The organism is Streptomyces sp. NPDC085900, assembly GCF_044540925.1.
GTDB classification, from domain to species: Bacteria; Actinomycetota; Actinomycetes; order Streptomycetales; family Streptomycetaceae; genus Streptomyces; species Streptomyces gilvifuscus.
The window spans coordinates 108,816-127,534 of sequence record NZ_JBITSP010000001.1; the positions used below are offsets into that span (position 1 = coordinate 108,816).

Sequence of the window (18,719 nt, forward strand, 5' to 3'; positions counted from 1 at the left end):
CGTCGTAGCCTGTCCGCATGGCCAGGATCAACGACGTGGGCGGGACGCAGGGCTTCGGCGCCGTCGACATCACCGACGACGCCGAACCCTTCCACGCGGACTGGGAGGCCAGGGTCGTCGGGCTGCTCAACGCGCTGCGCGAGCAAGGGCTGTTCAACACCAACGAGTTCCGGGACGCGATCGAGTCCATGCCGCCGGCGGAGTACCTGTCGACGTCGTACTACGAGCGCTGGTTCGAGGCCATCCGCGTCCTGCTCGAACGCAAGGGCGTGCTGAAGCCGGGTGAGCTCGATGCCCGGTGACCGCTTCCCGCCCGGCGCACGCGTCCGCACCTTCCACCACGACCCGTCCCACCACACCCGCCTGCCGCGCTACGCCCGCGGCAAGCGGGGCGTCGTGATCGAACCGGAGGGACCGGCGGAACTCGCCGACGTCAGCGCGCAGGGCCGCGGGGACGCGCCGGTCGAGCAGGTCTACGCGGTCCGGTTCGCGGCCCGCGACCTGTGGGGCGAGGGCGACCACCACGTCGTACTGGACCTGTGGGAAAGCTACCTGGAAGAGGATCCCGAGCATGAGCGGTGACCACTCCGACGCGACGATCGCCCGTCGGGTACGACGCCTGGAGACCCTGCTGGAGGAGAAGGGCGTCCTCTCCGGCGCCCGGCTCGACGAGATCATCGACGCCACCGTGTCCGGGGCGACACCGGCGAACGGCGCACGGGTCGTCGCCCGGGCCTGGCTTGACGAGGGGTTCAGGTCCCGCCTGCTGGCGGACGGTACCGCCGCGGTCCGTGAACTCGGCTTCATGGAGGGCTCGTACCAGCGGCTGCGGGTCGTCGAGAACACCGCGACGACCCACAACGTCATCGTCTGCACCCTCTGCTCCTGCTATCCGCTGCGCCTGCTCGGCCCGTCCCCCAGCTGGTACAAGTCGGAGGCCTACCGCTCCCGGGTGGTCCGCGAACCACGGGCGGTCCTGGCGGAGTTCGGCCTGGAACTGCCGGCCGGCACGGAGATCACCGTGTGGGACTCCAGCGCCGAGACCCGCTACATGGTCTTGCCGCGCCGGCCCGAGGGCACACAGGACCTGGGCGAGGAGCAGTTGGCCGCGCTGGTGACCCGAAACGCCCTCATCGGCACCGCCGCCGTATGACTCAACCCTCCTCGTCCTGAGGCTCCTTGCTCTCCTCGACGGTCGGCACCGGCACGTCCGGCGGCTCGCCCAGCGCCGCCAACGCCTGTCGTGCCGAGGGGACGTGCAGCGGGGAGAAGTACGGGTTGACGCGCAGCGCCTCCTGCAGATGCCGCCGCGCGGCCCCGTACTGCTCCAACTCCCGCTCGATCACGCCCCGGTGGTACGCGTACAGGGCGCTGCGCACCCCGCCGCCGTGCACCGGGTCCGTCGCCGCCGTCGCGAACCGCAGCGCCTCCTTGTCCTGCCCGGCCCGGTGCAGCGCCCAGCCCAGCGCGTCGGCCACCTCGATGCCGGGCTGCTTGCGCCACTCGGCGCGCAGGAGCTGCACGGCGGCCCGCGCGTCCCCGTGGTCGGCCTCCAGCCGTCCGAGCACCAGCGTCTCGTCGACCCCCGCCTCGGCCACCTCGCGCACCCGCTCCCGCACGGCGTCGTACTCCACCCGGGCCGCCTCACCGAGCCCGATCGACTCGTACAACTCGCCCAGTTCCAGGGCGTACTGGGGACAGGGTTGCTTGGCGAGGGCCACCCGGTAGGCGTTCAGCGCCTCCGTCGTCCGCCCCAGCGCGGCCAGCGCCCGCCCCTGCCCCGCCTGCGCCGCCCGCTGGTCGGGATCGATCCGCACCGCCTCCTGGAAACGCCGCAGCGCGTCCTGCGGATCCCCGCGCTCCCACGACAGCTCCCCGGCCCGCTCCAGCCACGCCGCCCGCTCGGCGGGCGACGACGCTCCGGCCGCCGCGTCGGACAGCTGCGCCGCCGCGTCCTCGCGCCAGCCCCGGTCGCGGTAGACGGCCGCCGCCCGCGCCCGCACGGCCGACCCGCTGTGCAGCTCCAGCAGCCGGTCCAGGGTCCGCTTGACCGCCTTGTAGTCACCGAGCCCGGTGTAGGCGTCGAGCAGCGGCGGATACGTCGTCCACCGCTTCGGCTCCACTTTCAGCGCCGTCTCGCCCCAGGCCCGCGCCGCCGGGAAGTCGCGGCGCGCGTTCGCCAGCGCCGCCATGCCGTCCAGTGCCGCGACCTGTACGTCCTTCCGCGTCCCCGCGACCCGCAGCGAGGTCCGCAGCGCCCGCTCGGCCCGCGGATAGTTCGCCGCGTCCGCGGTCCGCCGCCCCTGCTCCACGTACGCCGCCCCCAGCACCGCCCAGGCCCGACCGTCCCCCGGATGCCCCCGCACCCACGCCTCCCGCTCCCCGATCAGCGTCCCCAGTTCCGGCAGCCCCGCAGGCGCCCCCGCGACGACGGCCGACAGCGCCTGCGCGCCCGCCGCCGGAGTGACGACGGGCCTGGTCACGGGCCGTTCCCAGGGCCACAGCGCCACCGCCGCGCCGAGCACCAGGGACCCGGCGAGAGCGGCGATCAGTACCCGCCGGCCGGTCCGCGGACGCCGTGCCTCCTGCTCCTTCTCCATGCCGCTCACTCTGCGCCAGCACGACGACCACACCCGGCATACGTCCACTGCCGTAGACGGGGTTCACACCGATGGCCCCGGGTGCGACGCTGTGATCATGAGCCGTATCGAAGCGCCCTCCGACGCAGCCACCGGAAACCTCGTCGACCGGCTCCTGACCGGTCTGCCCGCCGAGGCCGTCCTGATCGACCCCGACGTCACGGCGTCCTACGCCAACGACATGGCCAGCTTCTGTCCCGCCGGCACCCCGGCCGTGGTCGTGCTGCCCCGCACCGTCGAGCAGGTCCAGCACGTCATGCGCATCGCCACCGAACTGCGCGTCCCGGTCGTCCCACAGGGCGCCCGCACCGGCCTGTCCGGCGGCGCCAACACCTCCGAGGGCAGCATCGCGCTGTCCCTCACCAAGATGGACCGCATCCTGGAGATCAATCCGGTCGACCGCATCGCCGTGGTCGAACCGGGCGTCATCAACGCCACGCTCTCCCGGGCGGTCAACGAACACGGCCTGTACTACCCGCCCGACCCCTCCAGCTGGGAGATGTGCACGATCGGCGGCAACATCGGCACCGCCTCGGGCGGCCTGTGCTGCGTCAAGTACGGCGTGACGGCCGAGTACGTCCTCGGCCTCGACGTCGTCCTCGCCGACGGCCGCCTGATGTCCACCGGCCGCCGCACCGCGAAGGGCGTCGCCGGCTACGACCTCACCCGCCTCTTCGTCGGCTCCGAGGGCTCCCTCGGCATCGTCGTCCGGGCCGTCCTGGCGCTCAAGCCGCAGCCGCCCGCCCAGCTCGTGCTGGCCGCCGAGTTCGCCTCCGCGACCGCCGCCTGCGACGCGGTGTGCCGGATCATGGCCGGCGGCCACGTCCCCTCGCTCCTCGAACTCATGGACCGTACGACGGTGAAGGCCGTCAACGACCTCGCGCACATGGGGCTGCCGGAGAGCACCGAGGCCCTGCTGCTGGCCGCCTTCGACACCCTGGCCCCCGCCGCCGACCTCGCCGCCGTCGGCGCCCTGTGCGAGGCGGCCGGCGCCACCCAGGTGGTGCCCGCCGAAGACGTCGCCGAGTCCGAACTCCTCCTCCAGGCCCGGCGGCTCTCGCTGACCGCGCTGGAGGCCGTCAAGGGCACGACGATGATCGACGACGTGTGCGTGCCCCGCTCCAGGCTCGGCGAGATGCTTCAGGGCGTGGAGCGGATCGCCGAGAAGTACGGCCTCACCATCGGCGTCTGCGCGCACGCCGGCGACGGCAACACCCACCCCACCGTCTGCTTCGACGCGGCCGACCTCGACGAGTCCCGGCGCGCCCGCGAGTCCTTCGACGAGATCATGGCCCTCGGCCTCCAGCTCGGCGGCACGATCACCGGCGAACACGGCGTGGGCGTCCTGAAGAAGGAGTGGCTGGCGCGCGAGATCGGGCCGGTCGGGGTGGAGATGCAACGGCAGATCAAGCACGTCTTCGATCCGCTGGGCATCCTCAACCCCGGCAAGCTCTTCTGACCCCGTCACCGGAGCGGTCACCGGGCGAGCAACTGGTCGAGCGCGTCGTCGATCCCCAGCTGCTCGCCCTCGGTCCCCGGGGGCACCACCCTCAGCGTCCGCTCCAGCCAGGCGGACACCTGCGCGGCTGGCGCCTCCAGCAGGGCGTCCCCGTCCGGCGAACTCAGCGCCATCAGCACGACGCTGCGCCCCTCGGTCTTCGTCGGCCACACCCGCACGTCACCCTGCCCGCACGGCCGGAACACCCCCTCCACCAGCAGCTCGCGCGAGAACGTCCAGTCCACGGGGTGCTCGGAGTTGATGTGGAAGGCGACGTGCACGGCGTACGGGTCGTCCGTGCGGTAGCTGAGCCGGGCCGGTACCGGGATACCGCGTTCCGGCGACAGGATCAGCCTGAGTTCCAACTCGCGTTCCACGACGGTGTAGTGCATGACGTCCGGTTCCTCTCTCGGGCAGGTGTACGGGGCCCTGTGGGCGGGCCCGTACAGGGGAGAGAGGGGTGGGGCCGCGACCATTACGCGGGTTCGGAGAAGTTTTTTCCGAGCGTGTGAATCCGGTGCATGAGGTTGCCCGGAAAAGAGTGGGTCCGGCGGGACCGGGCGTGCGGCTCGCGCCGGTCTGATAGATGTGGTGGCCCCCATATTCACCCGCGAGCAGATACGGGACGACGGACATGAGCGCCCCATCCCCGGCCCCCGGCGACGACAGGCCCCGCGAAGGGTACTACCCGGACCCGTCCATTCCTGGATATGTCCGGTACTGGAACGGTGCCGCCTGGGTACCGGGCACCAGCCGTCCGGCGCCGTCGGACGGCGAGTCGCTCGACCCGCCGCCCGGATCGGGCCCGGTCCCCGGGCAGGCCCAGGCCCCCTCGGTCCCCCTGGTCGAGGAGACCGGCCCGCACTTCTTCGACGAGGACCCCGAGCCGGGTCAGTCGGCTCCCGCGGAGCCCGCGCAGGGCGGCCGTCCCGAGCCGGCGTCCGCCTGGGGCGCCGACCGCTCCCGGCAGTCCGGCTTCGGCGGCGACCAGGACCGCCGCGTCTCCTGGGGTGCCGACCCGCGTGCCGGGTCCGACGGCCCGGACCGCACGAGCAGCACGGACGGCTCCGCGACGATCCCGCCCGCCCGGACGGCCCCCTCCGAGGCCGACTCCGGCGGCACGTTCGTCTTCCGCAGGGTGACCGCGGACCCCGGCCCCCAGGGCGGCGCGTCCGACGGCTCCTCCGCCACGCCCGCCCCCGCCGCCGACGACGGCACCATGACCTTCCGCGCTGTGCCCCAGCGCACGGGGCAGCAGGGCGGGGCGCAGGGCGGCGGCACGGGGGCGCCCGCAGGCGCCGGGGGAGGAGCACGGCAGGCTCCGGGGGCCGGTGCGTCCGGTGGGCCGGGCGGGTCCGGTTCCGGCGCCCAGCCGCCGTCGCCCGGGGCCGCCGCGTCCGCCGGTGCCTCCGGCGGCCCGGCTTTCGGACCGCAGGCCTCCGCCGCCGCACCCGATGCCCCCGGCTTCAACGCGGGCCTGGCCGCCGCCGAGCGCGCGGCACAGGCTGCCGGCGCCCAGGGCGCCGCCCCGGCCGCCCTCTCCCAGCAGCCCTCCGTCTCGGTGCCGCCGCAGCCCGGCGGCCCCCAGCCCGCCGCCACCCCGATGGCCGCGGGGCCCGGCGGCGGCCAGGCCTCCTGGGCCCAGCAGGTGCACCGGCTCGCGGGAGCCGATGAGGAGCAGCGCGTCGCGCCCTGGAAGCCGCCGGTGGCGGACATCTTCCAGCAGGCCGCCATGAACGCGGCCGCCGCCCGCCCGGCGGGCCTGGGCAAGCGGCTCGCCGCCCGGCTGCTGGACACGGTGATCGTCGCGGGCGTGACCGCCGTGGCCGCCGTGCCGCTGGGCACCAAGGCGGTCGACCACATCAACGGCAAGATCGACGAGGCGAAGCTCAGCGGACGGACCGTCACCGTCTGGCTGCTGGACGGCACCACCTCGGTCTACTTCGGCATCATCCTGGCCGTCCTGCTGGTGGTCGGTGTGCTCTACGAGGCGATGCCCACCGCCAAGTGGGGCCGCACGCTCGGCAAGAAGCTGCTCGGCCTGGAGGTGCGGGACATCGAGGCGCACGAGCCGCCGTCCTTCGGCGGGGCGCTGCGCCGCTGGTTCGTCTACTGCGTGCCCGGGCTGCTCGGCATCGGTGTCGTCGGTGTGGCGTGGTGCCTGTTCGACCGGCCGTGGCGCCAGTGCTGGCACGACAAGGCGGCGCGTACGTTCGTCGCGGGCTGAGCGGGTCGGCCGTACGGCGTACTCGAATCCGTACTCCGGACGGCCGTCCGCCGGATGCGAAGCCGGGGGGTTCGCGGTCCACTCGGGCCATGACGACCGAACCGCCCGGCTCGGGACAGCAGCCGCCGGAAGACGACCCGTTCAGGAAACAGCCTCCGCCCGGCCAGCAACCGCCCCCAGGCGGTCAGCAGCAGCCGTACGGCGGTCAGCAACCGCCCTATGGCGGTCAGCAGCCGCCCTACGGTCAGCAGCCGCCGCCGGGCCAGCAGCCGCCGCCCTACGGCGGAGACCCCTACGGCGGCGGGCCCCACCCCGGCGATCCGCTCGCCGGGATGCCCCCGCTCGCCGACAGCGGCAGGCGCACGCTGGCCCGGATCATCGACCTCATCCTCGTCGGCATCGTCGTGTGGCTGGTCACCTGGCCGATCGGCGTGCACGAGTACACCGTGAACGGCAACAACGTGGCGGTCGGCAAGTCCTTCGCGCAGTCGCTCATCGCCGCCGTGCTCTACATCGCCTACGACACCGTGATGATGAGCAAATCCGGGCAGACGCTCGGCAAGAAGTGGCTGAAGATGCGGGTGGCGAACCTCGACAACGGCTCCACGCCCTCGGTGCAGACCTCGCTGGCGCGGGCGGCGGTCCTGTGGCTCCCGTTCGCGTTCTGCTGTGCCTGCATCTGGACCGCGATCTGCGGCGGCTGGAGCTACTTCGACCGGCCCTACAAGCAGGGCCTGCACGACAAGGCGGCGAAGACGGTGGTGGTCAGCACCGTCTGACCGGCACCGGCCGGACCGGCTCAGGCGGCCTTCGACGAGCCCGTCGCCACGGCGTGCACGGGCTCCTCGGCCTGCTCGACGGCCGGCCGCGACACCGCGACGACCTTCGTCCTCGGCAGCGGCACCGTCATGGCGACCAGGAGGCCGAGGGCGAGCGCCGAGACGGCGATGACCGCGATCCCCACGCCCGAACTCGTCTGGGACAGCAGCAGCATGGCGAGCGTCGAGAAGATGACGGTGCAGGAGCCGTAGGTCAGCTGTGCGGCAGTCGGACGAGGCATGGCAATCGTGTCCTCGGAAGTGGGGGTCCACGGGGGCGTCGGCCTGGCTTTCCGCCGGTTTCGGGGCGTGCCGCCATCCGACTCTAATCGCCTGTGTGCCCGACTGGAACGAACAGTAAGCGTGACCTAACCAACAGTGCCGGTGCACAGGGGGCGCACGGAGTCATGGCGTCCATCAAGTGGACGTTCGAACGCGCCGGTCGGGGTGTCCGCAAAGCGAACCCCGGCTCCGCATAGTGCACTTGTCCTGCTCAAGTCAAGGTCTGTCTTTTCTTACCGACCTCTAGTCAAATTGCGTCACTTGACTTACCAACGTGACCACGAGGAACTCAAGTGACTCTTAAACATTGGACGTTCAGAGCCGGCGCGGTCGGTGTCGCACTCGCGGCGGCGACGGCCACGTTCTCGACGTTCGGCGTGGCGCAGGCCGCCGACAGCGCCAAGTCCGCCACCGTGGACCGCCGTGACCCGGCCGCGGCCCAGAGCACGAAGGAGCACGACCTCGACGGTCCGCTCTCCAAGACCCAGGAGGCGCAGCGCCAGGAGGCCCTGAACCAGGTCATATCCGGCAGGACCTCGGTCAAGGACCGCGACGGTTCGCGGGTCGTCCAGCTCAAGAGCAAGAAGGGCGACGGCAAGTACGTAGAACTGGGCCGCGAGAAGACGGACAAGATCTTCACGATCCTGGTCGAGTTCGGCGACCAGGTCGACAGCCGCTACGGCGGCACCGCGGGCCCGCTGCACAACCGGATAGCCGAGCCGGACCGGGCCAAGGACAACTCCACGGCCTGGCAGGCGGACTACAACCAGCAGCACTTCCAGGACCTCTACTTCGGCACCGGCAAGAACACCGAGTCGCTGAAGAAGTACTACGAGAAGCAGTCCTCGGGCCGCTACTCGGTCGACGGCGAGGTCACCGACTGGGTCAAGGTCCCCTACAACGAGGCCCGTTACGGCAACAACGCCTGCGGTTCCACCACCTGCTCCAGCGTCTGGAACCTGGTGCGTGACGGACTGACCGCCTGGGTCGCCGACCAGAAGGCGGCCGGCAAGTCGGACGCCGACATCAAGGCGGACCTCGCCCAGTACGACCAGTGGGACCGCTACGACTTCGACGGCGACGGGAACTTCAACGAGCCCGACGGCTACGTCGACCACTTCCAGATCGTGCACGCCGGCGAGGACGAGTCCGCGGGCGGCGGCGCGCAGGGCACCGACGCGATCTGGGCGCACCGCTGGTACGCCTTCGGCTCCGACGCCGGCGCCACCGGCCCCGCGAACAACAAGCTCGGCGGCACCCAGGTCGGCGACACCGGCGTCTGGGTCGGCGACTACACGATGCAGCCGGAGAACGGCGGACTCGGCGTCTACGCCCACGAGTACGGCCACGACCTCGGCCTGCCGGACGAGTACGACACCAACGGCGGCGAGAACTCCACCGGGTTCTGGACCCTGATGTCCTCCGGTTCCTGGCTCGGCACCGGCAAGAACGCCATCGGCGACCTGCCGGGCGACATGAACGCCTGGGACAAGCTCCAGCTGGGCTGGCTCGACTACGACACGGCGAAGGCCGCGACGAAGTCGAAGCACAAGCTGGGCGTCGCCGAGTACAACACCAAGAACAAGCAGGCCCTCGTGGTCACGCTGCCCGACAAGGCGGTCACCACCGAGGTGGTCACCCCGGCGCAGGGCTCGACCCAGTGGTGGAGCGGCAGCGGCAACGACCTCAAGAACACGCTGACCCGTTCGGTGGACCTCACCGGGAAGTCCGCGGCGACGCTGACCCTCGACGGCTACTACGACATCGAGGCGAACTACGACTTCCTCTACGCCGAGGTCTCGACCGACGGCGGCGCCAACTGGACCGCCCTGGACGGCACGGTGGACGGCCAGGCCATCCCGCGCGACGGCAGCGACAAGCCGGCGCTGACGGGCACGGTCGACGGCTACAAGAAGCTGTCGTACTCGCTCGACGCCTACGCGGGCAAGAAGATCGACCTGCGCTTCCGCTACCAGACGGACGGCGGTGTGGCGCTCAAGGGCTTCGCGGCCGACGAGATCACCGTGACGGCCGACGGCGCGGCGGTCTTCTCCGACAACGCCGAGTCCGCGGACGCCGGTTGGACCGCGAGCGGCTTCTCCCGCATCGGCGCGTCCTTCACCAAGGACTACAAGCAGTACTACATCGCCGAGAACCGCCAGTACGTGTCGTACGACAAGACCCTGAAGGTCGGCCCGTACAACTTCGGCTTCTCGACGACCCGTCCGGACTGGGTGGAGCACTACCCGTACCAGAACGGCCTGTTGATCTGGAAGTGGGACACCTCCCAGCCGGACAACAACACCGGCGACCACCCGGGCACGGGTCTGATCCTGCCGATCGACTCCCACCCGGTGCCGCTGAAGTGGTCCGACGGCACGCTGATGCGGGGCCGCATCCAGGCCTACGACTCGCCGTTCAGCCTGTACCCGACGGACGGCATCACGCTGCACAAGGCTGACGTCGCGACCAAGATCAAGTGGTCGTGGGGGGTGCCGGTCTTCAACGACCACGCGAGCACCTACTACGACACCTCGAACCCGGCCGCGGGTGTCAAGGTCACTGACACCAACACCAAGATCAAGATCGTCCGAGAGGCCCTGGATGGCTCCACGATCTCGCTCGAGGTGGGACCCGTGCTGAAGTAGTTTGAGTTTTCGCAGGTCAGAGACGTATCGGCGGTGACCCCTTGGCGGGTCGCCGCCGATCGTGTTTAGGTGCGTGCTGTGCCGTTCTTATTGACAGTCCCTTCGACACCGACTCGCACGGGGGTGTGACCTGCATGGCCGCAGGAGGTTTCTGCAAGCTGCCGAGCGGCAGCGTGGTGGTGGCGCTGAACCTGCCCAGCCCCACCGCCGACGGCACGGACTGCGTCCGTGTCCTCGTCCACGCCCGCAACCGGGCGCGCGCCCTGACCAGGCTGCGCAACCTGGGCATGCGGGCCGTCTACCTGCGGGGCAACGCGGCCCCGCCGACCCCGGACGAGATCACGGCCGTCCTGCACCATCCCGACGGCCTGATATGGCGCACAGCCCCTGACAACGGTGTCCTGCCCGCCCCGGACCTGGTCCAGGAACTCTGGCACCCGATCAAGGCCCTCCTACGCCGCCCGGCGGCACCGGCATAACGACGCCCTGCCCAACCGCATCGGCGCGGGCGCCGCGACTGCCGCCCACGTCGGTGCGTCGGCGCTTTCCGGCGGTGCCCACTCCGGGCCGTGCTTGTGCGGTGGGCGCCGGGGCGCGGACGCGGCCGCTGCCGATCTCTCCGCCGCGACGGCGACCTGCCACGGCGTGGCCTTCCGGCGGTGCCACTCCGGGGTGGCCGGGGTCGGTGTGGGACCTCCGGGGGCGGAGGCAGTCGGCGGCCGGCCCTGCCGGTGCCGATGTCTCCGCCGCGGCGGAGACCAGCCACGGCGTGGCTTTCCGGCGGTGCCACTCCGGGCCGGGCTCGTGCGGTGGGCGCCGGGGCGCGGAGACGGCCGGCCGGTCGCGCCGGTCCGGCCCTCTCGGCCCGCGCAGGCGCACGTCAGATCCGTCCGCCGCGACGGCGACCAGCCACGACGTGGCTGTCCGGCGGTGCCGGTCCTGGGGGCCGTGTCGGTTTGGGGGCCGCCGGGGCGCGAAGACTGCCGGCCGACCATGCCGGTGTCGATCTCTCCGCCGCGACGGCGGCCGGCCACGGCGTCGCCGTCGGGGCGGTGCCGGTCCGGGGCTTGGCCCGCAGCGCGGGCCGGGGAGGGCGGGCTACGCGACCACCGGCTTGCCGGTGAGTTCCACTCCCGCCTCGCGCATCTCCTCGAGCGCCCGGTCTGTGGTCTCCTGGGCCACCCCGGCCGTCAGGTCGAGCAGGACCTGGGTGCGGAAGCCCTCGCGGGCCGCGTCCAGCGCGGTGGCCCGCACGCAGTGGTCCGTGGCTATGCCGACCACGTCGACCTCGACGACGTCCCGGGCGCGCAGCCACTCGGCCAGCGGGACGCCGTTCTCGTCGGCGCCCTCGAAGCCGCTGTAGGCCGCCGCGTACGCGCCCTTGTCGAAGACGGCGTCGATCGCGCCGGAGGCGACGGCGGGGGCGAAGTTCGGGTGGAAGCCGACGCCCTCGGTGCCGGCGACGCAGTGCGCGGGCCAGGAGTGCACGAAGTCGGGGTTGTCGGCGAAGTGGCCGCCGGGCGCGATGTGGTGGTCGCGGGTGGCCACCACGTGCTGGTAGCCGGAGCCGGCCGCCTGCCCGATCAGTTCGGTGACGGCGGCGGCCACGTCGGCACCCCCGGCCACGGCGAGGCTGCCCCCCTCGCAGAAGTCGTTCTGCACGTCTACGACGATCAAGGCGCGGCGCATGGTCGGTGTCCTTCGACTATGGGGTCGGGGAGAGAAGGGGGGTGCGGGCCCGGCCGGTGAACTTCCGAGCCTATTGAGTTCGGGGGGCGCAGGGGAGGGGGCATGAGAGGGCGTATCCGCGGGCGCGTGCGGTGAGCGCCCGCTTCTAGCTACCCGAGCGAGCCTGTACGTACTCCGTCGGAATGACGGGTTCCCCGCGCGACAGCTGGGTGGCCGACAGCGGCAGGCCGGCCCGCGCGGCCGTGTGCCGGTCGCGTACGACGTCCAGCGGCTCGCGGGCGATCACGTCGCCGCCCTTGATCAGCTGCACCAGCAACTGCCGGTCGGCGAGCTCGGCCGGGACGGGGCCCGTGCCGACGACCTCGGCCTCCGCGACCCCGTCGGCGTCGAGGCGCCGCGCGGCCCACTTGCGGCCGCCGATGGAGGTCTTGCCGCCGCTGGACTTCTTCGCCACCGGCACCAGCGGGGCCTTGGGGTCGTCGGACTCCGCGCGGGCCACCAGCTTGTAGACCATGGAGGCCGTCGGGTGCCCGGACCCGGTCACCAGCTGGGTGCCGACGCCGTACGCGTCCACGGGGGCCGCCGCCAGCGAGGCGATGGCGTACTCGTCCAGGTCCGAGGTCACGATGATCTTCGTGTCGGTCGCGCCCAGCTCGTCCAGCTGCTGGCGCACCCGGTGCGCGACCAGCAGCAGGTCGCCGGAGTCGATGCGCACGGCGCCAAGCTCGGTCCCGGCGACCTCGACGGCCAGGCGGACGGCCTCGGCGACGTCGTAGGTGTCCACGAGCAGGGTCGTGCCCCGGCCGAGCGAGTCGACCTGGGCGCGGAAGGCGTCCCGCTCGTGGTCGTGGAGCAGGGTGAAGGCGTGGGCCGAGGTGCCGACGGTCGGGATGTTGTAGCGGAAGCCGGCCGCGAGGTCGGAGGTGGAGGAGAAGCCGCCGAGGTAGGCGGCGCGGGAGGCGGCGACGGCCGCGAGCTCGTGGGTGCGGCGGGCGCCCATCTCGATCAGCGGGCGCACTCCGGCGGCCGAGGACATGCGGGAGGCGGCCGCGGCGATGGCGGAGTCGTGGTTGAGGATGGAGAGGATCACGGTCTCCAGCAGCACGCACTCGGCGAACGACCCCTCGACCCGCATGATCGGCGAGCCCGGGAAGTACACCTCGCCCTCGGGGTAGCCCCACACGTCGCCGCCGAACCGGTAGCCGGCGAGCCACTCCAGGGTCGGCTCGTCGACGATGCCCCGTTCACGCAGGAAGCCCAGGACGCCGGCGTCGAAGCGGAAGTTCTCCACGGCGTCCAGGACCCGCCCGGTGCCGGCCACGACGCCGTAGCGGCGCCCCTCGGGCAGTCGCCGGGTGAAGACCTCGAAGACCGACCTCCGTTCGGCGGTACCGGCCTTCAAGGCCGCCTGCAGCATCGTGAGCTCGTACTGGTCCGTGAAGAGCGCCGTCGAGGGAACGTCCACCGGCAGCCCAAGGTCCGCTGTGTTCATGCCGAGCATGCTACACCCCCTTCGCGTCAGTGTGACGATTTATCGGGGCCGTGGCAGCATGGGCCTTGTGACGTCACCCGCTCCCGTAGAGATCGAACGCACCGAGTCGGCGGAGGAGGTCTTCGCCGTACCCGAGCCGGACGTCCCCTGGGTCACGATCGTCCACAACGACCCGGTCAACCTCATGAGCTACGTGACCTACGTCTTCCAGACGTACTTCGGGTACTCGAAGGACAAGGCCACCAAGCTCATGCTCGATGTCCACCACAAGGGCCGGGCGGTCGTCTCCAGCGGTAGCCGCGAGGAGATGGAACGCGACGTGCAGGCGATGCACGGCTACGGCCTGTGGGCCACCCTCCAGCAGGACCGGAAATGACCCCCTCCCGCGCGCAGGACCGGAAGTAGCGAACCTCCTTCATGCCAGGACACTTCGAACCGCTCCCCGGCGGCGGTGCGGCCGTCGCCCTCGACGACGTCGAGATCTCCATCATCCGATCGCTCGCCGTCCAGTTGCTGGAGCTCATCGGCCCCGGACCCGGCGCGGACGCCTCCGACGACCCGCTCGCGGAGCTCTTCGCCGAGGGCCCGAGCGAGCCGCCCCGGGACCCCGTGCTCAAGCGGCTCTTCCCGGACGCCTACTGCGACCCGGAGGGCACCCCCGGCCCCCAGCAGGCGCAGGAACAGCAGGCCCACTCCGCCGAGTTCCGCCGCTACACCGAGAACGACCTGCGGGCCGGCAAGCGGGAGAACGCGCTCACGGTCGTCCGCACCCTCGACGCACTCACCCCGGCCCCCGACGGCGGAGCGGTCCTCGAACTGTCCGTCGAGCAGTCCCGGCAGTGGCTGGGCTCCCTCAACGACCTGCGCCTGGCGATCGGCTCGCGGCTGGAGATCACCGACGAGGACGACACCGACGTTCTCTACCGGCTCCCGGACGACGACCCCCGTAAGCCCATGGTGATGGCCTACCTCTGGCTGGGCGGGCTCCAGGAGACGCTGGTGAACACCCTCCTGCCCTGAAATGTGCAGGTTCCGTGTTCGCTCGGAGGACGCTCAAATCCGGATAACGATCGAGTCACCGGTCCGGCCGGGTGTGTCCGTTTTCTACGCTGTTTGGCCCCTTCTCCTTGTGTGATGCGCCACATTTTCCCCCGGTGATCAGCGTTGCGGCCGTGATAAATCTTCACGACCGCCCGGCGAACACCACCCGAATGTTCGGCCGGGTGCGCCACAGCGCCGACGACCGTCGGCCTGGCACGAGCGGGCCCGCGAGCCCGCTCAGCTCCATTCAATCCGGGGGGATCGAGACCCGATCCGAGGCCGACGAGAGGCCCGGGTCGGCATGGAGAAAGGCGCACCACACACATGACCTCCGCTCAGGTCGACACAGGCTCGGAGCAGACCTCCGAAGAGGGGTACGAGCGCGGACTCGGCAGCCGCCAGGTCCAGATGATCGCGATCGGCGGCGCCATCGGCGTCGGCCTCTTCCTGGGGGCCGGGGCGAACATCGCCAAGGCCGGTCCCAGCCTCATCCTGATGTACGCCCTCGCGGGCGCCATCGTCTTCTTCATCATGCGGGCGCTCGGCGAACTGCTCCTGTACCGCCCGGTCTCGGGCTCCTTCGCGGAGTACTCCCGCGAGTTCCTCGGCCCGTTCTTCGGCTACTTCACCGGCTGGACGTACTGGCTGATGTGGGTCGTCACGGGCATGGCCGAGCTCACGGCCGCCGCGATCTACGTCCACTACTGGTTCCCGCACGTCCCCCAGTGGGTGACCGCGCTGGTCTTCCTGGTGGTCCTGTTCGGGGTCAACCTGATCTCGGTGAAGGTCTTCGGCGAGCTCGAGTTCTGGTTCTCCATGGTCAAGGTCACCGCCCTGATCGGCATGATCGTGATCGGCCTCGGCGTGCTCACCCTCGGCTTCAGCAACGCCGGCGACACCGCCGCGGTCGCCAACCTCTGGCAGTTCGACGGCTTCTTCCCCAAGGGCATCGGCTCGTCCCTGATGACCCTGCAGGGCGTCATGTTCGCCTACCTCGCGGTCGAGCTCGTCGGTGTCACCGCGGGCGAGTCCGAGGACCCCGAGAAGACGCTGCCCAAGGCGATCAACACCCTGCCCTGGCGCATCGCGCTCTTCTACGTCGGCGCCCTCACCGTCATCCTGTGCGTGGTGAAGTGGACCGACTTCGCGGCCGGCGTCAGCCCCTTCGTGAAGGCGTTCGCGGTGATCGGCATCCCGGCCGGCGCGGGCATCGTCAACTTCGTCGTGCTGACCGCGGCCCTGTCCTCCTGCAACTCCGGCATGTACTCCACGGGCCGCATGCTGCGCACCCTCGCCGACAACGGCGAGGCCCCGGCGGTCTTCCGGAAGCTGTCCTCGACCAAGACGCCGGCCTTCGGCATCACCGTCTCGGTCCTCTTCATGGGCATCGGCGTCGTCCTGAACTACGTCGTCCCGGAGAAGGCCTTCGGATACGTCACCTCGGTGGCCACCGCGGCCGGCATCTGGACCTGGCTGATGATCCTCGTCAGCCACGTCCGCTACCGCCGTGCCGTCGTCGCCGGCCGCCTGCCCGCCTCCGCCTTCCCGGCACCGGGCGGCGCGGTGTGCAGCTGGATCGCCATCGTCTTCCTGCTCTTCGTCACGGGCCTCATCGCCTACGACGCCGACTCGCGCGTCTGCCTCTACGTGATGGCGGGCTGGGCCGCCGCGCTGGGCGTCGGCTGGGCCGTGCTGAAGGCCCGCAACCCGCAGATCGCGGAGCGGCGCGAGCCGGAGCTGGAGAAGGTCGGCTGACCTCTGGTTCAGCATGTGGGCCGCCCCGTACCACCCTTCGGTACGGGGCGGCCCCTCTGCTTATCCTGGCCAGCATGCTGACCATCACCCAGGCCCTCGTCGACCAGATCGTCGCCCACGCGCGCAAGGACCACCCCGACGAGGCGTGCGGCGTCATCGCCGGGCCGGCCGGCTCGGACCGCCCCGAGCGCTTCATCCCCATGCTCAACGCGGCCATGTCGCCGACCTTCTACGAGTTCGACTCCGGCGACCTGCTCAAGCTCTACCGCGAGATGGACGACCGCGACGAGGAGCCGGTGGTCATCTACCACTCCCACACGGCCACCGAGGCCCGCCCCTCCCGCACCGACATCTCCTACGCCAACGAGCCCGGCGCCCACTACGTCCTGGTCTCCACCGCCGACACCGACGGCCTGGGCGAGTTCCAGTTCCGCTCGTTCCGGATCGTGGACGGCGAGGTGACCGAGGAGGAGGTCACCGTCGTCGGGGCATACTGAGCCCCGTACGGTCGGCCCGAGCGGTGGCACGGGCATCCGCCTGAGCTGTGCGGTCTCAGCAGCCGGTCGGAATACGTCCGTAGTGTGAGATCACACTCCGGGTCGGGGACCGGGAATCGATACGATGACCGCATGGTTTCCAACGACGTGAGCGAAAAGACGCCGGGCATCCTGCTCGTGGCGCGGCTGCACGTCGACCTGTGCAGGCTGAACAGCGCCCTCTGTCCGAGCTGACCCCTGCCGCCGTACGGCCGTGAGCCGCGGCGCATCACGCACCACCCCCGCAGTACTGCGCTGCCGCGCGCGCACCGACCAGCCGAAAACTTCCGACAGGAGCCCTGAGCCATGGCCATCGAGGTCCGCATCCCCACCATCCTCCGCACCTACACCGACGGTCAGAAGGCTGTGGAGGGCACCGGGGACACCCTCGCCGAGCTCTTCGCCGACCTCGAGACCCGGCATGCGGGCATCCAGGCCCGCATCGTGGACGGCGGCGAGCTGCGCCGGTTCGTGAACGTCTACCTGAACGACGAGGACGTCCGCTTCCTCGACGGCATCAACACCAAGCTCGCCGACGGCGACAACGTCACGATCCTGCCGGCCGTGGCCGGCGGTATGGCCTGATCCCCATGCGCTACGACTCCCCGATCGCCGCGGTAGGCAACACCCCCCTGGTGCGCCTGCCGCGGCTGTCGCCGTCCGAGGACGTCCGCATCTGGGCCAAGCTCGAGGACCGCAACCCCACCGGCTCGATCAAGGACCGCCCCGCCCTGCACATGATCGAGCAGGCGGAGAAGGAGGGGCGGCTGACTCCGGGCTGCACGATCCTGGAGCCGACCTCCGGCAACACCGGCATCTCCCTCGCCATGGCGGCCAAGCTCAAGGGCTACCGCATGGTGTGCGTGATGCCCGAGAACACCTCGCAGGAGCGCCGGGACCTGCTCGGCATGTGGGGCGCCGAGATCATCTCCTCACCGGCCGCGGGCGGCTCCAACACCGCCGTACGGGTCGCCAAGGAGCTGTCCGCCGAGCACCCCGACTGGGTGATGCTCTACCAGTACGGCAACCCCGACAACGCCGGCGCGCACTACGCCACCACCGGCCCGGAGATCCTCGCCGACCTGCCGTCCATCACCCACTTCGTCGCCGGCCTCGGCACGACCGGCACCCTGATGGGCGTCGGCCGCTACCTCCGCGAGAACAAGCCGGACGTCAAGGTCGTCGCCGCCGAACCGCGCTACGACGACCTGGTGTACGGCCTGCGCAACCTCGACGAGGGCTTCGTACCCGAGCTGTACGACGCCTCCGTCCTCACCACCCGCTTCTCGGTCGGCTCCGCGGACGCCGTCACCCGCACCCGTGAACTCCTCCAGCAGGAGGGCATCTTCGCGGGCGTCTCCACGGGCGCGGCCCTGCACGCGGCCATCGGCGTCGGCAACAAGGCACTGAAGGCGGGGGAGTCCGCCGACATCGTGTTCGTCGTGGCCGACGGCGGCTGGAAGTACCTGTCGACGGGCGTCTACACGGCGGCCACGACAGAGGAAGCGATCGAGACGCTGCACGGACAACTCTGGGCGTAGGCGCGCCTCACGTCGCCAGGTGACGGACCTGGTCCCACAGGACCGGGTCCACCACACCGGCACGCCGCCGGAAGTGCCACACCGGCACCTCGCGCAACTCGTCCGTCTCCAGGAAGCTCGCCCGGCCCTGACGGTCGCCCACCGCTCCCGGGGGCAGCGGGATCACCCCGGGCCGCTCGTCGTGGAACTTGCTGGTGATCTTCGCGACCGTCGCCCGCTCCCCGTGCACCACCAGCACCAGGCAGGGCCGGTCCTTCCCGCCGGGCCCGTCCTCGAAGGGGACGTTGGCCCACCAGATCTCGGCGGGCCTGGGCCGCTGCCGTCCCCGCTCGCCCGGCCGCCCCGGCGGCCGCGTCCGCCGCCCCCCGGGCCGTCTGCCGCGCCCCCACCCGTCGACGAGCGTGGCGACCAGCGCCAGCAGTACCACCGCGGCGAGCGCCAGCCACCAGGACGTGTCCATGGGGAGGACGTTACCGGGGCGCACCGCTCTGCGCGCGCCCTCTCACGCGCCTCACGCGCCCCACTTCCAGCCGAACCGGTGACACCACAGGTG

General features: G+C 71.3%; 21 protein-coding genes. 15 read left to right on the forward strand and 6 right to left on the reverse strand.

Translation table 11 applies throughout. The features are described from left to right. Positions 1-17 precede the first annotated feature (17 nt). Genes ACIGDI_RS00435 through nthA form a run of 3 tightly spaced genes read left to right on the forward strand, consistent with a single transcriptional unit; the run spans position 18 to position 1,153 of the window. A complete protein-coding gene (locus tag ACIGDI_RS00435) occupies positions 18-302 on the forward strand; it encodes a hypothetical protein (protein WP_399888402.1) in 285 nt (94 codons plus the stop codon). Beyond that, positions 292-582, forward strand: coding sequence for an SH3-like domain-containing protein (locus tag ACIGDI_RS00440; RefSeq protein ID WP_399888405.1), 291 nt, complete (start codon positions 292-294; stop codon positions 580-582). The genes ACIGDI_RS00435 and ACIGDI_RS00440 overlap by 11 nt, the downstream gene beginning before the upstream one ends. Next, complete coding sequence (gene nthA / locus ACIGDI_RS00445; RefSeq protein ID WP_399888408.1) at positions 572-1,153, forward strand: nitrile hydratase subunit alpha; 582 nt, start codon at positions 572-574, stop codon at positions 1,151-1,153. The genes ACIGDI_RS00440 and nthA overlap by 11 nt, the downstream gene beginning before the upstream one ends. A 1-nt stretch (position 1,154) precedes the next feature. On the opposite strand, the gene ACIGDI_RS00450 is transcribed toward nthA, so the two are convergent. Further along, on the reverse strand, positions 1,155-2,600 hold the full coding sequence (locus ACIGDI_RS00450; RefSeq protein ID WP_399888411.1) for a tetratricopeptide repeat protein: 1,446 nt from the start codon (positions 2,598-2,600) through the stop codon (positions 1,155-1,157). Positions 2,601-2,691: 91 nt separating this feature from the next. On the opposite strand from ACIGDI_RS00450, the gene ACIGDI_RS00455 reads away from it, so the two are divergent. Further along, positions 2,692-4,098 (forward strand): FAD-binding oxidoreductase, encoded by a 1,407-nt coding sequence (locus tag ACIGDI_RS00455; protein WP_399888414.1) that lies wholly within the window; start codon positions 2,692-2,694, stop codon positions 4,096-4,098. Positions 4,099-4,115: 17 nt separating this feature from the next. Here the strand turns inward: ACIGDI_RS00455 and ACIGDI_RS00460 are convergent, their stop codons facing one another. Beyond that, positions 4,116-4,529 carry an SsgA family sporulation/cell division regulator gene (locus ACIGDI_RS00460; protein WP_399888416.1) on the reverse strand — a complete coding sequence of 138 codons (414 nt, stop codon included), beginning with the start codon at positions 4,527-4,529 and terminating at the stop codon, positions 4,116-4,118. Between the two features lie 242 nt (positions 4,530-4,771). Here ACIGDI_RS00460 and ACIGDI_RS00465 point away from each other — a divergent pair, with 242 nt between their 5' ends. After that, complete coding sequence (locus ACIGDI_RS00465) at positions 4,772-6,364, forward strand: RDD family protein (RefSeq protein WP_399888419.1); 1,593 nt, start codon at positions 4,772-4,774, stop codon at positions 6,362-6,364. A gap of 89 nt (positions 6,365-6,453) precedes the next feature. Further along, the gene (locus ACIGDI_RS00470) at positions 6,454-7,143 is read left to right on the forward strand and encodes an RDD family protein (RefSeq protein ID WP_399888422.1); all 690 of its coding nucleotides are present in this window, start codon (positions 6,454-6,456) and stop codon (positions 7,141-7,143) included. A 20-nt stretch (positions 7,144-7,163) separates the two neighbouring features. On the opposite strand, the gene ACIGDI_RS00475 is transcribed toward ACIGDI_RS00470, so the two are convergent. Next, positions 7,164-7,424: a hypothetical protein gene (locus ACIGDI_RS00475; RefSeq protein WP_200700713.1), complete on the reverse strand. Its 261-nt coding sequence runs from the start codon at positions 7,422-7,424 to the stop codon at positions 7,164-7,166. A gap of 333 nt (positions 7,425-7,757) precedes the next feature. On the opposite strand from ACIGDI_RS00475, the gene ACIGDI_RS00480 reads away from it, so the two are divergent. Both ACIGDI_RS00480 and ACIGDI_RS00485 read left to right on the forward strand, forming a co-directional pair. Further along, entirely contained in the window at positions 7,758-10,112 is a 2,355-nt protein-coding gene (locus ACIGDI_RS00480) for an immune inhibitor A domain-containing protein (RefSeq protein WP_399888426.1), read from the forward strand. Between the two features lie 134 nt (positions 10,113-10,246). Continuing rightward, the gene (locus tag ACIGDI_RS00485; RefSeq protein WP_058928382.1) at positions 10,247-10,591 is read left to right on the forward strand and encodes a hypothetical protein; all 345 of its coding nucleotides are present in this window, start codon (positions 10,247-10,249) and stop codon (positions 10,589-10,591) included. A 619-nt stretch (positions 10,592-11,210) separates the two neighbouring features. Here the strand turns inward: ACIGDI_RS00485 and ACIGDI_RS00490 are convergent. Then, positions 11,211-11,801: an isochorismatase family protein gene (locus ACIGDI_RS00490; RefSeq protein ID WP_200700715.1), complete on the reverse strand. Its 591-nt coding sequence runs from the start codon at positions 11,799-11,801 to the stop codon at positions 11,211-11,213. Positions 11,802-11,946: 145 nt separating this feature from the next. Next, on the reverse strand, positions 11,947-13,293 hold the full coding sequence (locus tag ACIGDI_RS00495) for a nicotinate phosphoribosyltransferase (protein ID WP_399888430.1): 1,347 nt from the start codon (positions 13,291-13,293) through the stop codon (positions 11,947-11,949). Positions 13,294-13,351: 58 nt separating this feature from the next. Here ACIGDI_RS00495 and clpS point away from each other — a divergent pair, with 58 nt between their 5' ends. The 7 genes from clpS to ACIGDI_RS00530 all read left to right on the forward strand — a co-directional run bounded on the left by clpS (position 13,352) and on the right by ACIGDI_RS00530 (position 18,166). Continuing rightward, positions 13,352-13,669, forward strand: a complete 318-nt coding sequence (gene clpS / locus ACIGDI_RS00500; protein ID WP_200700717.1) for an ATP-dependent Clp protease adapter ClpS — start codon at positions 13,352-13,354, stop codon at positions 13,667-13,669. 41 nt (positions 13,670-13,710) lie between these two features. Further along, positions 13,711-14,313 carry a DUF2017 domain-containing protein gene (locus ACIGDI_RS00505; RefSeq protein WP_399888433.1) on the forward strand — a complete coding sequence of 201 codons (603 nt, stop codon included), beginning with the start codon at positions 13,711-13,713 and terminating at the stop codon, positions 14,311-14,313. Between the two features lie 345 nt (positions 14,314-14,658). Next, complete coding sequence (locus ACIGDI_RS00510; protein ID WP_200700719.1) at positions 14,659-16,089, forward strand: amino acid permease; 1,431 nt, start codon at positions 14,659-14,661, stop codon at positions 16,087-16,089. A gap of 74 nt (positions 16,090-16,163) precedes the next feature. Then, positions 16,164-16,586, forward strand: a complete 423-nt coding sequence (locus tag ACIGDI_RS00515) for a Mov34/MPN/PAD-1 family protein (protein WP_399888437.1) — start codon at positions 16,164-16,166, stop codon at positions 16,584-16,586. A gap of 132 nt (positions 16,587-16,718) precedes the next feature. Beyond that, positions 16,719-16,820: a putative leader peptide gene (locus ACIGDI_RS00520; protein ID WP_334314260.1), complete on the forward strand. Its 102-nt coding sequence runs from the start codon at positions 16,719-16,721 to the stop codon at positions 16,818-16,820. A gap of 111 nt (positions 16,821-16,931) precedes the next feature. Next, on the forward strand, positions 16,932-17,210 hold the full coding sequence (locus ACIGDI_RS00525) for a MoaD/ThiS family protein (RefSeq protein ID WP_200700721.1): 279 nt from the start codon (positions 16,932-16,934) through the stop codon (positions 17,208-17,210). Positions 17,211-17,215: 5 nt separating this feature from the next. After that, positions 17,216-18,166, forward strand: coding sequence for a PLP-dependent cysteine synthase family protein (locus tag ACIGDI_RS00530; RefSeq protein ID WP_399888441.1), 951 nt, complete (start codon positions 17,216-17,218; stop codon positions 18,164-18,166). Between the two features lie 7 nt (positions 18,167-18,173). Here the strand turns inward: ACIGDI_RS00530 and ACIGDI_RS00535 are convergent, their stop codons facing one another. Then, positions 18,174-18,626: a type II toxin-antitoxin system PemK/MazF family toxin gene (locus ACIGDI_RS00535; protein ID WP_399888445.1), complete on the reverse strand. Its 453-nt coding sequence runs from the start codon at positions 18,624-18,626 to the stop codon at positions 18,174-18,176. Between the last annotated feature and the right edge of the window lie 93 nt (positions 18,627-18,719).